Origin of the sequence: Lysinibacillus sp. NPDC059133, assembly GCF_042755925.1 — a bacterium.
Lineage (GTDB): Bacteria > Bacillota > Bacilli > Bacillales_A > Planococcaceae > Lysinibacillus.
Genome location: NZ_JBHZDH010000060.1, coordinates 1 through 12,811 on the forward strand (window position 1 = coordinate 1; position 12,811 = coordinate 12,811).

Annotated in this window: 10 protein-coding genes and 16 tRNA genes; 24 read left to right on the top strand and 2 right to left on the bottom strand. The window is 40.8% G+C overall.

All coding sequences use genetic code 11. From position 1 onward, the window contains the following. The first annotated feature begins 39 nt into the window (after positions 1-39). The 16 genes from ACFXN8_RS22475 (at position 40) to ACFXN8_RS22550 (ending at position 1,468) form a co-directional block, all read left to right on the top strand. A tRNA-Gly gene (locus ACFXN8_RS22475) sits at positions 40-114 on the top strand. A 5-nt stretch (positions 115-119) separates the two neighbouring features. Further along, positions 120-208, top strand: a tRNA-Leu gene (locus tag ACFXN8_RS22480). 17 nt (positions 209-225) lie between these two features. Continuing rightward, positions 226-302: transfer RNA gene (locus ACFXN8_RS22485), tRNA-Arg, on the top strand. A 13-nt stretch (positions 303-315) separates the two neighbouring features. After that, positions 316-392 (top strand) — tRNA-Pro (locus ACFXN8_RS22490). A 6-nt stretch (positions 393-398) separates the two neighbouring features. After that, positions 399-474: transfer RNA gene (locus tag ACFXN8_RS22495), tRNA-Ala, on the top strand. Positions 475-500: 26 nt separating this feature from the next. Continuing rightward, positions 501-574 (top strand) — tRNA-Met (locus ACFXN8_RS22500). 7 nt (positions 575-581) lie between these two features. Further along, positions 582-658 (top strand) — tRNA-Ile (locus tag ACFXN8_RS22505). 15 nt (positions 659-673) lie between these two features. Then, a tRNA-Ser gene (locus tag ACFXN8_RS22510) sits at positions 674-766 on the top strand. A gap of 50 nt (positions 767-816) precedes the next feature. Next, positions 817-891 (top strand) — tRNA-Met (locus ACFXN8_RS22515). Positions 892-894: 3 nt separating this feature from the next. After that, positions 895-970: transfer RNA gene (locus ACFXN8_RS22520), tRNA-Asp, on the top strand. 14 nt (positions 971-984) lie between these two features. Next, positions 985-1,060 (top strand) — tRNA-Phe (locus tag ACFXN8_RS22525). A 3-nt stretch (positions 1,061-1,063) separates the two neighbouring features. Further along, positions 1,064-1,134, top strand: a tRNA-Gly gene (locus tag ACFXN8_RS22530). 5 nt (positions 1,135-1,139) lie between these two features. Continuing rightward, a tRNA-Ile gene (locus tag ACFXN8_RS22535) sits at positions 1,140-1,216 on the top strand. 4 nt (positions 1,217-1,220) lie between these two features. Beyond that, positions 1,221-1,297 (top strand) — tRNA-Asn (locus ACFXN8_RS22540). A 6-nt stretch (positions 1,298-1,303) separates the two neighbouring features. Then, positions 1,304-1,394: transfer RNA gene (locus ACFXN8_RS22545), tRNA-Ser, on the top strand. A gap of 2 nt (positions 1,395-1,396) precedes the next feature. Further along, positions 1,397-1,468 (top strand) — tRNA-Glu (locus tag ACFXN8_RS22550). Positions 1,469-1,687: 219 nt separating this feature from the next. On the opposite strand, the gene ACFXN8_RS22555 is transcribed toward ACFXN8_RS22550, so the two are convergent. Beyond that, on the bottom strand, positions 1,688-2,326 hold the full coding sequence (locus tag ACFXN8_RS22555; RefSeq protein WP_386847716.1) for an NAD(P)H-binding protein: 639 nt from the start codon (positions 2,324-2,326) through the stop codon (positions 1,688-1,690). 160 nt (positions 2,327-2,486) lie between these two features. Between ACFXN8_RS22555 and dpaL the strand changes: the two genes are divergently transcribed. From dpaL to ACFXN8_RS22575, 4 genes are all read left to right on the top strand, one after another. After that, positions 2,487-3,698 (top strand): diaminopropionate ammonia-lyase, encoded by a 1,212-nt coding sequence (dpaL, locus tag ACFXN8_RS22560; RefSeq protein WP_386847718.1) that lies wholly within the window; start codon positions 2,487-2,489, stop codon positions 3,696-3,698. A 503-nt stretch (positions 3,699-4,201) separates the two neighbouring features. Continuing rightward, positions 4,202-4,963: a MerR family transcriptional regulator gene (locus ACFXN8_RS22565; RefSeq protein ID WP_386847719.1), complete on the top strand. Its 762-nt coding sequence runs from the start codon at positions 4,202-4,204 to the stop codon at positions 4,961-4,963. A gap of 251 nt (positions 4,964-5,214) precedes the next feature. Beyond that, on the top strand, positions 5,215-5,664 hold the full coding sequence (locus ACFXN8_RS22570; protein WP_376078605.1) for a TraR/DksA C4-type zinc finger protein: 450 nt from the start codon (positions 5,215-5,217) through the stop codon (positions 5,662-5,664). Between the two features lie 48 nt (positions 5,665-5,712). Next, positions 5,713-6,639 carry a dipeptidase gene (locus ACFXN8_RS22575; protein ID WP_386847721.1) on the top strand — a complete coding sequence of 309 codons (927 nt, stop codon included), beginning with the start codon at positions 5,713-5,715 and terminating at the stop codon, positions 6,637-6,639. A gap of 26 nt (positions 6,640-6,665) precedes the next feature. Here the strand turns inward: ACFXN8_RS22575 and ACFXN8_RS22580 are convergent, their stop codons facing one another. After that, the gene (locus ACFXN8_RS22580) at positions 6,666-7,586 is read right to left on the bottom strand and encodes a 1,4-dihydroxy-2-naphthoate polyprenyltransferase (protein WP_376078601.1); all 921 of its coding nucleotides are present in this window, start codon (positions 7,584-7,586) and stop codon (positions 6,666-6,668) included. Positions 7,587-8,009: 423 nt separating this feature from the next. Here ACFXN8_RS22580 and ACFXN8_RS22585 point away from each other — a divergent pair, with 423 nt between their 5' ends. From ACFXN8_RS22585 to menB, 4 genes are all read left to right on the top strand, one after another. Then, the gene (locus ACFXN8_RS22585) at positions 8,010-9,395 is read left to right on the top strand and encodes an isochorismate synthase (RefSeq protein ID WP_376078599.1); all 1,386 of its coding nucleotides are present in this window, start codon (positions 8,010-8,012) and stop codon (positions 9,393-9,395) included. After that, the gene (gene menD, locus ACFXN8_RS22590) at positions 9,388-11,112 is read left to right on the top strand and encodes a 2-succinyl-5-enolpyruvyl-6-hydroxy-3-cyclohexene-1-carboxylic-acid synthase (protein WP_386847723.1); all 1,725 of its coding nucleotides are present in this window, start codon (positions 9,388-9,390) and stop codon (positions 11,110-11,112) included. Before ACFXN8_RS22585 ends, menD begins: the two co-directional genes overlap by 8 nt. Next, complete coding sequence (menH, locus tag ACFXN8_RS22595) at positions 11,100-11,909, top strand: 2-succinyl-6-hydroxy-2,4-cyclohexadiene-1-carboxylate synthase (RefSeq protein ID WP_386847725.1); 810 nt, start codon at positions 11,100-11,102, stop codon at positions 11,907-11,909. The genes menD and menH overlap by 13 nt, the downstream gene beginning before the upstream one ends. Before the next feature lie 64 nt (positions 11,910-11,973). Beyond that, positions 11,974-12,792: a 1,4-dihydroxy-2-naphthoyl-CoA synthase gene (gene menB, locus ACFXN8_RS22600; protein ID WP_049667407.1), complete on the top strand. Its 819-nt coding sequence runs from the start codon at positions 11,974-11,976 to the stop codon at positions 12,790-12,792. Positions 12,793-12,811 lie beyond the last annotated feature (19 nt).

Below are 12,811 nucleotides of genomic sequence, written 5' to 3' on the forward strand. Positions count from 1 at the left end.
AATTTCATAATTGCCAGGATAAATAAATCTTATGCACATGCGGAAGTAGTTCAGTGGTAGAACACCACCTTGCCAAGGTGGGGGTCGCGAGTTCGAACCTCGTCTTCCGCTCCAAATGTGCCGGGGTGGCGGAACTGGCAGACGCACAGGACTTAAAATCCTGCGGTAGGTGACTACCGTGCCGGTTCGATTCCGGCCCTCGGCACCATTTTATTTTTATAATTAGCGCCCGTAGCTCAATTGGATAGAGCGTCTGACTACGGATCAGAAGGTTATGGGTTCGACTCCTGTCGGGCGCGCCAAATTAATATTTATCGGAATGTAGCTCAGCTTGGTAGAGCACTTGGTTTGGGACCAAGGGGTCGTAGGTTCGAATCCTGTCATTCCGACCATTTTATGGGGCCTTAGCTCAGCTGGGAGAGCGCCTGCCTTGCACGCAGGAGGTCAGCGGTTCGATCCCGCTAGGCTCCACCATAAAAGATAACCAGTATAAAGATCCTGGCGGCGTAGCTCAGCTGGCTAGAGCGTACGGTTCATACCCGTAAGGTCGGGGGTTCGATCCCCTCTGCCGCCATCTTAAAGGACCTTTAGCTCAGTTGGTTAGAGCAGACGGCTCATAACCGTCCGGTCGCAGGTTCGAGTCCTGCAAGGTCCACCATTTATATATTGTTACGGAGGTATACCCAAGTCTGGCTGAAGGGATCGGTCTTGAAAACCGACAGGCGGGTAACACCGCGCGGGGGTTCGAATCCCTCTACCTCCTCCAGTTTATTTTATAAATGGCGCTTGAAAAACTCGAAAAGAATATTTTATTAACGCGGGGTGGAGCAGTGGTAGCTCGTCGGGCTCATAACCCGAAGGTCGTTGGTTCAAATCCGGCCCCCGCAACCAAATGGTCCCGTGGTGTAGCGGTTAACATGCCTGCCTGTCACGCAGGAGATCGCCGGTTCGATCCCGGTCGGGACCGCCATTTTTTAAAAATATGGGTCAGTAGCTCAGTTGGTAGAGCATTAGATTGAAGCTCTAAGTGTCGGCGGTTCGATTCCGTCCTGACCCACCATATGCGGGTGTAGTTTAATGGTAAAACCTCAGCCTTCCAAGCTGATGTCGTGAGTTCGATTCTCATCACCCGCTTTCAAGGGCCTATAGCTCAGCTGGTTAGAGCGCACGCCTGATAAGCGTGAGGTCGATGGTTCGAGTCCATTTAGGCCCACCATTATTCCGAAGTAGCTCAGTTGGTAGTAGCACCTGACTGTTAATCAGGTTGTCGCAGGTTCGAGTCCTGCCTTCGGAGCCATTGTTTGGGGAAGTACTCAAGAGGCTGAAGAGGCGCCCCTGCTAAGGGTGTAGGTCGGGTAACCGGCGCGAGGGTTCAAATCCCTCCTTCTCCGCCATTGGCCCGTTGGTCAAGTGGTTAAGACACCGCCCTTTCACGGCGGTAACACGGGTTCGAATCCCGTACGGGTCATACTAAAATGCAGTAGATGTAATTTACATCTACTGCATTTTTTTTATATTTCCAAATGAACGCATTCCATTTACATTATCAAAATGTCCAAAGGTGGCGAATGTAGTAGGGAGTAATTGCCTAAGATATAATAGTTGTCTTTAAGGTAAACTATAAAAAAATAGCATGCTAGATATATTCTCAGCATGCTATTTTTTATGTCATTTTATTGCTATTACACTATTGGGCGATAAACGGTGCTTTGTGCATGTATTTTGTACTATCTATATGATCAATGATAAAAGTGGCTATATCTTGATTCGTAATTTTTGTACCAGGCATATCAGTAAGATTTTCCTTTATCTGACTGGATGTTAAGCTATCTTTTACAAACGGTAATCTAATTAGTGTCCATTTGATCTGTCTATTATTTGTTAAAAATTCCCACTCTAAATTTTTATCTTGCATCATTTTCGGAAAGAAAACGGCAAACATTTTTGCTCCAAAACGATTCATCATGCTTTTTTTGTCCTCTTTAATCGTTAGAGAACCACCGGAAACACCTATATAACGACTAATGTTTAAATCTTCCATCACATTAAAAATAGTAGTTGTAACTTTACTATATATAGGTTCCTCTTTAGGTGGTTGACCAAATGTATTAATAACAACTTGACAATCTTTAAGAAGTTCTCGGATGCTTTCTATCTCTTGAACCTGTCCTTTCACTATTTCAATTTTATCGTTTTTATATAGTAACTTATCCGGATTTCTAACAAGCATCCGAACATGATATCCGTTTTCTATTGCACGAGTTGCTATATGCCTTCCTACTTTCCCTGTTCCTCCAATTATCGCTATTTTACAAGGGTTATCCATTTTATACCTCCTACTGAATATACTAGTATATATACGATAAATCTCATCAATAGGATTCATATTTTTCTTTTTTTATCAAAATATGTAATATAAATGTGTGTGGTATTTTTTTGTGATGCTATAAGCTAAGATAAAATAGAAACAAAGTAGGGGGATGTAAATGGAAAAATTATTGTGGACTAACAACCAACAATATTTGTTGCAGAAGAACGTAGAACAAGTAGTATCTTTTCTGGATCATTTTTCACCGGAACAAGTAGATCGTGTTGGTAGATTTCAACGTACATATGAGAAATTTGAAAGCACACCATTACGAAACTTAAATGCTTTTGCATCACTAGTTGGGGTACAAAGTATTTTTGTAAAAGATGAATCATATCGATTTGCTTTAAATGCATTCAAAGTATTGGGTGGTGTTTATGCAATTGGACAGTACGTTGCCAAAAAGTTAGGTAGTAATATTGATGAGCTATCGTTTGAGCAACTTAAATCACCAGAAATAAAGGAGCAACTAGGGGACTTAACATTTATTTCAACGACAGACGGCAATCATGGTCGTGGGGTAGCTTGGGCTGCTAGGGAGCTTGGTTTGAAAGCACGCATTTATATGCCAGCAGGTAGTGCTGAGGAGCGCCTCCAAAATATTAAAAATGAAGGTGCATATGCTGAAATAACGACAATGAATTATAATGATACAGTTCGTTATACTTCACAACTAGCAATAGAAAATGACTGGGTCGTTATTCAGGATACGATGTGGGAAGGCTATGAGGAAATTCCGTTATGGATTATGCAAGGCTATACAACGCTAATAAGAGAAGTCGTTGAGCAGTTGGAAAAAGCACCTACCCATGTATTTTTACAAGCTGGGGTTGGATCTTTTGCAGGTGCAGTTGTAGCTTTTTTACAACAATATTATGAGCAAGAGATTACATTTGTCTTAGTTGAGCCTTTTGCAGCTAATTGCTTTTATGAAAGCTTTAAAGCAGGAGCTGAGCAGTGTGTAACGGTTGGTGGAGAGATGCAAACAATTATGGCAGGTCTTGCTTGTGGTGAGCCAAATCCACTAGCTTGGGATCTGTTAAAAGCTTATACGAAGATGAGTATTTGCTGTGATGAGGAAGTTGCCGCAACAGGTATGCGCATTCTTGGAAATCCACTAGCAACAGATACACGAATTATTGCTGGAGAATCTGGAGCTGCCCCAGTGGGATGTTTTTATGAATTGATGACGAATGAACACTATACAGAGCTGAAGGATACATTACAATTAGATGCATATTCTCGAGTATTGTTTATTAACACTGAAGGTGACACAGATGTAGAAAACTACAGAAATGTTGTGTGGCATGGGAAATATGCAAACATTTAACTTCTTACAGCTGGTGTCCAAACACCCGCTGTAATAGAGGAACTCAGTCTAAGAGCACCACGTCTTGTGGCAACGACGAGTGACCAACTTCATGTTGGCCCAAAGCCGATTTCGGACCGAGGCATAATTGATAATGAGCAAACTAGTGATAATAAAAAATCTAGTTTGCTTTTTTCATGCGCATGTATTGAAGGATGAAAATTGAATGACTTATGCAATTTATATAAGTTGATTGGAGTGGAGACTGGGCGACTCCTTGGGGATTAGCGATAGAGGAACGAAGGCTAAAACCATCACGTCCTGTGATAACGCCTTCGTGACCAACATCGTGTTGGCCCGAGACCCTGCAGCGAAGCGAAGCGGCTCATCGGGCGCCCCTAGGAAAGCGCCCAGTCGGAACGGAAATCAACCCCACGTTATGGTAACGAGCCAACTTTTTTGATTTTTTTCTTGACCTTAACGTTGCGTAAACATTTACAGTAGCATTAGTGGAGGTGAAAATTGTGGAATATACAATTCAAGAGCTTGCTCAATTATCCGGGGTTAGCACAAGAACACTGCGTTATTACGATGAAATTGAATTATTGAAGCCAGCAAGAACGAATGAGGCGGGCTATCGATTTTACGGGCAGTTTGAAGTTGATATGCTCCAGCAAATTTTATTTTATAGAGCATTAGATATGAAGCTAGCAACCATTAAGGAAATGATTCAATCACCAGATTTTGAACATACAGAGGCACTCAAAACACATCGTACGGCTTTACTGAAACGCAAGGAACAGCTGGAAAAGATATTACAAACAGTGGAAAAAACCATTCAATCTATTGAGGAGGAACAACCAATGACAAATGAAGAGAAATTTAATGGATTCAAAGAGAAGCTAATCGAGGAAAATGAAAAGCAATATGGTCAAGAAATTCGTGCGAAATATGGTAACAACACGGTTGATGCATCGAATGCGAAGCTAATGAATATGACCGAGGAACAGTATGAGGCTATGCAGCAGCTAGAACAGCAATTATTTGCTCGTTTAAAAGAAGCGATGGCAATCGGTGATACAAACAATGATGTGGCCATGGAGGTAGCAGAGCTTCATAAACGTTGGCTTAGCTTTTCGTGGTCACAATATTCCAAAGAAGCACATGCAGGTATAGCACAGATGTATGTAGCGGATGAACGCTTTTCAGCTTATTACGATGCACGCGTTGCTAAAGGAGCAGCACAATTTTTACATGATGCCATCCACAATTTCGCTTTGGCATAATTGTTGCTGTCATTTCACTTTCGCTACAGAAGACACCTGTAACTGCCGTTTCACTTACGTTACAAAAAACACCTGTAACTGCCGTTTCACTTACGTTACAAAACCCATCTGTAACTGTCGTTTCACTTTCGCTACAGAAGACATTTGCTGAATGAAGATAAATATACAAAAAATAAGTGATTACTCCTCATGCTTTCATGTTTTAGAAATATTATTTTAGGAAAAAATGAAGGCATGAGGAGGGGATTTTTTTGAACCCACAAGTAATGGAAAAATTGAAAAAGCAATTAGAGCAGGAACTACAGGAAATAGAAAAGCAACAGGAGGAATCAGAGCGTCCACAAGCGACAGAGCTATCTAATTATGATAATCATCCAGCTGACAATGCGAGTGATTTAACGGATCAGCTAACGGAAATGGTGATTGATGAGCATCGTGGGGACCATGCTGAAGAAATAAAACGAGCATTGCAAGCGATGAAGGACGGTACCTATGGCAAATGCGCTATATGTGGTGAAGAGATTCCTATTGGTCGCTTAGAAGCTAAGCCGGAAGCATTGACATGTGTTGAGCATGCGGAGCACAAAGAGGATAATTTAAGGCCAGTAGAGGAAGATGTGTTGTCTTCTACGCCAAGATCGGATGATTTCATAGAACTTGAGGAATTTGGCTCTTCTGATACACCTCAAGATAAAACTTAGTAAGCATTTTCACTCACAGGCAGTATAATAGCTGTATGAGGTGAGAATATGAACATAATTGATTTACACTGCGATGCTCTATTGAAATTAACAACTTTAGAAGCGGCAAAATTTGAAGATGATGTACGTTTGCAAGCCAATCAACAGAGATTACAATTAGGGCGGGTTAAGGCACAAGTATTTGCTATTTTTATTAATCCTAAAATTCCGCAAAGTATGCAATTTTTAGAGGCTGTGCGGCAAATTGAAGCCTTCCATACACATGTATTACAAACTGAGGGCATGGTGCATATTACAGATTGGTCGCAATTAGATACTTTAGCTCCGCATGAAATTGGTGCAATTTTAAGCTTAGAGGGCTGTGGTCCAATCGGTGAAGATTTAGCAAAGCTTGCTGCAATATTAGATGCAGGTGTGAAGCTAGTTGGCTTAACGTGGAATGAGGAAAATGCTGTGGCCCACGGTGCTGAACAGGATGCAAGCCTTGGTTTAAAACCATTTGGTAAAGAGGTTATAGACTTGCTAAATGAGCGAGATATTATTATCGATGTATCCCATTTAAATGAACAGAGCTTCTGGGATGTCTTGCCACTAGCGAAGCATATCATTGCGAGCCATAGCAACGCACGTGCAATTTGTGATCATCCAAGAAATTTAACCGATGCTCAGGCAAAAGCACTAGTCAAGCATGGAGGGCATATTCATGTCGTTTACTACCCATCTTTTATCCATGACAATGCAACGATGGATGATTTAGTAGTGCATGTGAAGCATCTAGCGAATATAGTAGGGGTAGAGCACCTTGGACTAGGTTCAGACTTCGATGGAATAGATGCTACTGTAAAAGGATTAGCACACGCAGGAGAGGCACAAAATTTGTTAGAGGCATTACGTGAACACTTTTCAATGGAAGAAGTTCGCGGTATTGCAAGTAATAATTTTCGACGCTATGTAAAAGAGGCAGCAACTCGTTAAAGCTGCTGCCTCTTTAATAATGGATCTTAATAAAAGAAATATTGAATTAATAAACCTACTCCTAAAAGGAAGCCGAAGAATGTATTTGTTTGCGCTGTAAATTTCATCGCAGGCATAACTTCTTTGGCTTCTTTTTTATCGCGGAAAATTTGAATCGCACGAAGTGGCTTTGGAACACTTAAGAAAATGATTAGTGCCCAAAAAGTTATACCATCAATTGCTACAAGGGCGATTACCCATAAGTACGAAACGATAAAAAAGCCAGATAAAACAGAAATGGCATTATCACGACCTACTAAAATAGCAAGCGTTCTTCGACCACCCTCTGTATCGCCAACGATATCACGGATATTGTTGGACAGCATGATCGCCCCAACTAAAATCATACTTGGTACTGAAAGCAAAACAGCATCAAATGTTATTGTAAGTGTTTGAATATAAAAGGCGATTAAGACAATCCCCATTCCCATAACAGCACCAGATACAAGTTCTCCGAATGGTGAATAGGCTATTGGGTAAGGTCCTCCAGTATATAAAAAACCAATAAGCATACAAACAAGCCCGACAGCAGCAAGCCACCAAGAGGTAGAGGCACATATGTAAATGCCAAGTAGCATAGCGATTGCATAAAAGCTTAAGGCAATCATCATAATTGTTTTTGGTTGAACACCGTGACGCACAATCGTACCGCCGATACCGACAGAATTTTCATTGTCTAATCCTAATTTGTAATCGTAATATTCATTGAACATATTTGTTGCCGCTTGTATAAGCATACTTGCAATGAGCATAGCAAAAAATAGTCCGAAATCAATGGTTTGTTTTTCAATTGCTAAGGCAATCGCTGTTCCTAAAAATACTGGAACGAATGAAGCGGTTAAAGTATGTGGACGTGTTAAATGCCACCAAACTTTAAAACCCTTATCAGCTTCAATGACTTTGGTCATAAGGTCTTTCTCTCCTTCAAATGTTGTAGACTATTCTTATTTTATACGAAGAATGAGAAAATGGGTAGGTTCACAGCTTATTACATACAGTTCAGGTAAAAAAAATGATACAATAGAACATGCATTTATGAACTGAAAACAATAATTAAGATAATAGCAACAGTACGAAAAATAGGCTAGCAATTAAAAAATGACGGCTATTTTAACTTCTTTCAGGGGTTTCCAAACACCCGCTGAAAGAAGTTAAAGCAAAAGAAATATGATGTGGAAAAAGTACAAACGCTCACTTCATAATGCAAAGTTTTGGTCAATTTATGTTAAAGAAAAGCCAAAGCAGTTGATATTTATGACTGAAAGTGTAGAACGAGTACAAAACACCGTGCGTCATTCATTATGTACATTGCAACAACGGAGGTAATTTTCATGCAACAGAAGTGGTACCAAGCCACAGAGGTAGAAGTGGACTCTTTGGGCCAAAGCCTTCATTTTTATATGGAAACAATTGAAGTAAGTCGCTTATCGGCGCTCGCATTTTATGCAGCGGGTGAGGAGCATTATAAAGGTGAACGATTTTATTGGCAAAATAGAGAAAAAACAATGACATTAGTAGGGCTAGGACATGCCTATACGATTCAAAATAACGCCAAAAATGATCGCTACGATGCAATAGAAGCTGAATGGAAAAGCTTAACGAAAAACTGTGTTAAGGGACAAAGTGAGCTACAGCCAATTTTGTTTGGCGGATTTACATTCGATCCACAAAATAATGTTGCTGGGGAGTGGACAGACTTTCCAGAGGCTTTTTTTGCGCTCGCAACATATCAGCTTGTCATACGTGATGACAAAGCGTTTGTAAGTATCCATCTTATTTCAAAAAATGGACAGGCAGAGTCTCAGTTTGACGCGTTACGTAAAGAGCGAGATCATTTAATTCATGCTGCTCAGGTAAAAGAAGTGAAAACGTATTCAAAGCCTGAAATCACAAGTTATTTTGAGCCATATAAGGAGCCATATTTAGCGTCAATTGACCAAGTAACAGCATTGATTAAGCAAAAGAAGGCAGATAAAGTTGTTATTGCACGCTCGCTAGCATTGCAATTTAAAGAAGAAGTTTCTTCACCACAGGTACTATCACAAATTATTCATGAGCAGCCAGAGAGCTATTTATTTGGTTTAGAACGTCAAGAATTATTGTTCTTTGGTGCGTCCCCTGAACGTCTTGTAAAAGTAGAAAAGGGCCGCGCCTTTTCATCTTGTGTGGCAGGTTCTATTAAACGTGGTAAGACAGCAGAGGAAGATGAAGCCTATGGACAAAGCTTATTAAATGATTCGAAAAATGGTGGCGAGCATCAATATGTTGTCGATATGATTGCGGAAACATTCCGTAAAAATTGTGTGGAGATGAAAGTACCAAATAGTCCTCGCTTACTAAAGATTAGAGATATACAACATTTATATACACCTGTTGAAGGTCAGTTGAATAATGAGGCAACCATATTACAACTGACAAAGTCTTTACATCCAACGCCAGCTTTAGGTGGTGTGCCAAGGAAAGAGGCAATGGCAGCTATACGTAAGTATGAGCCGATGAATCGTGGACTTTACGCAGCTCCAATTGGTTGGGTAGATGCTGAAGGCAATGGGGAATTTGCAGTGGCCATTCGTTCGGCTGCTTTACTTAAGGATAAAGCTTATTTATATGCTGGTGGCGGTATAGTAGCAGATTCAGAGCCACAATCTGAATATGAGGAAACATTAGTGAAATTCCGTCCAATGCTTCGCGCGCTAGGAGGACAATTACATGAGTGAACGAGAAATGTTAACGGATTATGTTTATAAAATGGTAGCATCACTAGTGCAAGCTGGTGTTGAAAACGTTGTAGTTAGCCCTGGCTCACGTTCGACACCTTTAGCTTATGCATTTGCTTCAACGAAACAGCTCCATATGTATCGTCAGGTTGATGAGCGATCGGCTGCCTTTTTTGCGTTAGGAATTGCAAAGGCTACAGCAAAACCTGTTGTTCTTTTATGCACATCGGGAACAGCTGCGGCAAACTATTTTCCTGCCATTGTTGAAGCAAGCTATGCTCGTGTACCGTTAATTGTCATCACAGCTGATCGTCCACATGAATTGCGAGAGGTGGGTGCACCACAGGCTATTAATCAGCCGAATTTATATGGTACAAATGTCAAATGGAGCGTGGATTTCCCTTTGGCAGATGGTGCCGCACCAACATTGCCGTTTATCGAGCGCCATATTGCACGTGCAGTAGCGGTTGCAATGAGTGCACCATTTGGACCAGTGCATATTAATGTACCGTTTAGAGAACCTTTGTTGATTGATTTTCGAGAGGAACTTCCAGAAGCGACATTTAAGCACAGTAGTATGGGTCAGTTAATACCTTCAATGGCGACTCAACAAGAGCTATCGGAGATTTTACGTGCAACTAAAAGAGGCTTTGTTATTATTGGTGAGCTAGCACTTGGTACAGATTTAACAATTATGTGGGAGTTTGTTCGCCAATTAAAATGGCCGGTCATTGTCGAGAGTCTATCCAATATGCGGGCTTCCGTCCCAGAGGATTGTCTGCCATATATTGTGACAACGTACGATGCAATTATGAAAAGTGAAGATTTTAAAGCATTAGTTAAACCAGATACGGTACTACGTTTAGGAGCACAGCCTGTTTCTAAATTTATCATGCAATTTATAACTAAATCTCATCCTAATGCTTATATTGTTGTCGATGAAGATCCGATGTTCCGTGATGCTACAGGTGTGTCTACTCATTTTGTTCATGCAAGTATTGGTGAGTGGTTCACGCAATTAGAAGTCTCTGAAACAGCATTAGAAGCAGCGTATTTAGCTGAATGGCAAGATGCTAATGATATAGCACTAGAGTATATTGAACACTATTCGGATGGTGCGATTGATGAGGGAGCAATGGTAAGCCGATTACTAAAAATGATTCCTAATGGCAGTGATATTTTTGTTAGTAGCAGTATGCCAGTGCGTGATATTGATACGTTTTTAATGGCGACACAGAAGGATCTTCGTATTGTCGCGAATCGTGGAACGAATGGTATTGATGGCGTCGTATCGACTGCAATGGGCTTTAGTGAAGGAAATAACCGAGAAACCTACTTGCTTATTGGCGATTTAGCCTTTTTACATGATGTCAACGGGCTAATTGCTTCAAGATACCAGGAATGCAACCTAACAATAATCGTTATGAATAATGATGGCGGCGGTATTTTCTCTTATTTACCACAATCTACAGTTGAGGCACATTATGAAGATTTATTTGGTACGCCAACTGCCCTTAAATTCCATGATATTGCCAATATGTACGATATGGATTATATACGAGTAGATGATATTTCAGAGCTATCAGTAAAGTTCACTACGATGAAAAAACGACCAATGCGCTTAATTGAAATTTTCACGAATCGAGAGGAAAATGTGTATGCGCATCGGGCACTGTGGAATCGCATTAATGCGGGGTTAAAAGTATGGCAAAGCTAATGATTCGAGGGCTTGTAACGAACTTGGAAATCTGGAATGAAGAAGCGGAGCAAACGCTCGTTGCATTGCATGGTTTTACAGGTAGTACGGCTACATGGCGGAATTTAGCGAAAGCTCTATCTAGTGTACGAGTTATTGCCATTGATTTAATCGGACATGGTCAAACCGCTATACCCCAGCAAATTAGCCGTTTCTCTATGCAAGAGCAAATCCAAGATTTAGAGGAAGTTTTTTGCCAGTTAGAGCTTAAGAAATTTACGCTGCTAGGCTATTCAATGGGTGGGAGAGTTGCATTATCGTATGCAAACTCCCACCCTGAACGCATTGAAAAGCTAATTTTAGAAAGTGCTTCGCCAGGTTTACGAACTGCAAAGGAACGTTCTGAACGTTGTGAGAGGGATAACGCTCTTGCTGAAAAAATAATTAGTAATGGATTGTTATCATTTGTCAATGCATGGGAAAACATTCCTTTGTTTGAATCTCAAAAGTGTTTATCACACAATGTGCAAGAAGCGATTAGGTTCGAACGACTTTCTCAGAAGGAAGAAGGCTTGGCAGGTAGCTTACGAGGCATTGGTACAGGAAGTCAACCATCAAATTGGATGGCATTGGAGAAGCTTGAATTTCCTGTGCTTTTAATGACAGGCTCACTAGATGATAAATTTTGTAAAATTGCACTAGAAATGAAAGCGTTATTAAAAAATGCCAAATATGCGACAGTAAATGACGCTGGACATGCAATTCATGTGGAAAATCCCGCTGAGTTTGCTACAATAGTAGAGGAGTATTTAACGTAATATTATTTTTACGTTATCGCCTCGATTTTGAACGAGACGAATTTAATTATTAGGAGGCAATTCAATGACACGTCAATGGACTAGTTTACATACTTATGAAGACATTAAGTATGAGTTCTATAACGGTATCGCAAAAATTACGATTAACCGTCCAGAAGTGCGCAACGCATTCCGACCAAAAACGGTAATGGAAATGATCGATGCTTTTTCACGTGCACGTGATGATAAAAATGTTGGAGCTATCATTTTAACTGGTGAAGGTGAGCATGCCTTCTGTTCAGGTGGAGACCAAAAAGTACGCGGCCATGGCGGCTACGTTGGTGAAGATGAGATCCCACGTCTAAACGTTCTTGATTTACAACGTTTAATCCGTGTTATTCCAAAACCTGTAGTAGCGATGGTTGCAGGTTATGCAATCGGTGGAGGACACGTATTACACGTTGTCTGTGACTTAACAATTGCTGCTGATAACGCTCGCTTTGGACAAACTGGACCAAAAGTTGGTTCATTCGATGCTGGTTATGGCTCAGGCTATCTTGCACGTATTATCGGTCATAAAAAGGCGCGTGAAATTTGGTTCCTTTGCCGTCAATATGATGCACAGCAAGCACTTGATATGGGATTAGTTAACACAGTTGTTCCTTATGAGCAATTAGAAGATGAAACTGTACAATGGTGTGAAGAAATGCTACAAATGTCTCCAACTGCTCTACGCTTCTTAAAAGCAGCAATGAATGCAGATACAGACGGTTTAGCTGGTCTTCAACAAATGGCTGGCGACGCTACTCTTCTTTACTACACAACAGATGAAGCTAAAGAAGGTCGTGACGCATTTAAAGAGAAACGTCAACCAGATTTCGGTCAATTCCCAAGATTCCCTTGATGATCTGAAGCGTTGAACG

Bases quoted from the DNA above. Each gene is read 5' to 3' on its own strand.
- ACFXN8_RS22555 (WP_386847716.1), bottom strand. From the start codon at position 2,326: ATGGATAACCCTTGTAAAATAGCGATAATTGGAGGAACAGGGAAAGTA.
- dpaL (WP_386847718.1), top strand. From the start codon at position 2,487: ATGGAAAAATTATTGTGGACTAACAACCAACAATATTTGTTGCAGAAG.
- ACFXN8_RS22575 (WP_386847721.1), top strand. From the start codon at position 5,713: ATGAACATAATTGATTTACACTGCGATGCTCTATTGAAATTAACAACT.
- ACFXN8_RS22580 (WP_376078601.1), bottom strand. From the start codon at position 7,586: ATGACCAAAGTCATTGAAGCTGATAAGGGTTTTAAAGTTTGGTGGCAT.
- ACFXN8_RS22585 (WP_376078599.1), top strand. From the start codon at position 8,010: ATGCAACAGAAGTGGTACCAAGCCACAGAGGTAGAAGTGGACTCTTTG.
- menD (WP_386847723.1), top strand. From the start codon at position 9,388: ATGAGTGAACGAGAAATGTTAACGGATTATGTTTATAAAATGGTAGCA.
- menH (WP_386847725.1), top strand. From the start codon at position 11,100: ATGGCAAAGCTAATGATTCGAGGGCTTGTAACGAACTTGGAAATCTGG.
- menB (WP_049667407.1), top strand. From the start codon at position 11,974: ATGACACGTCAATGGACTAGTTTACATACTTATGAAGACATTAAGTAT.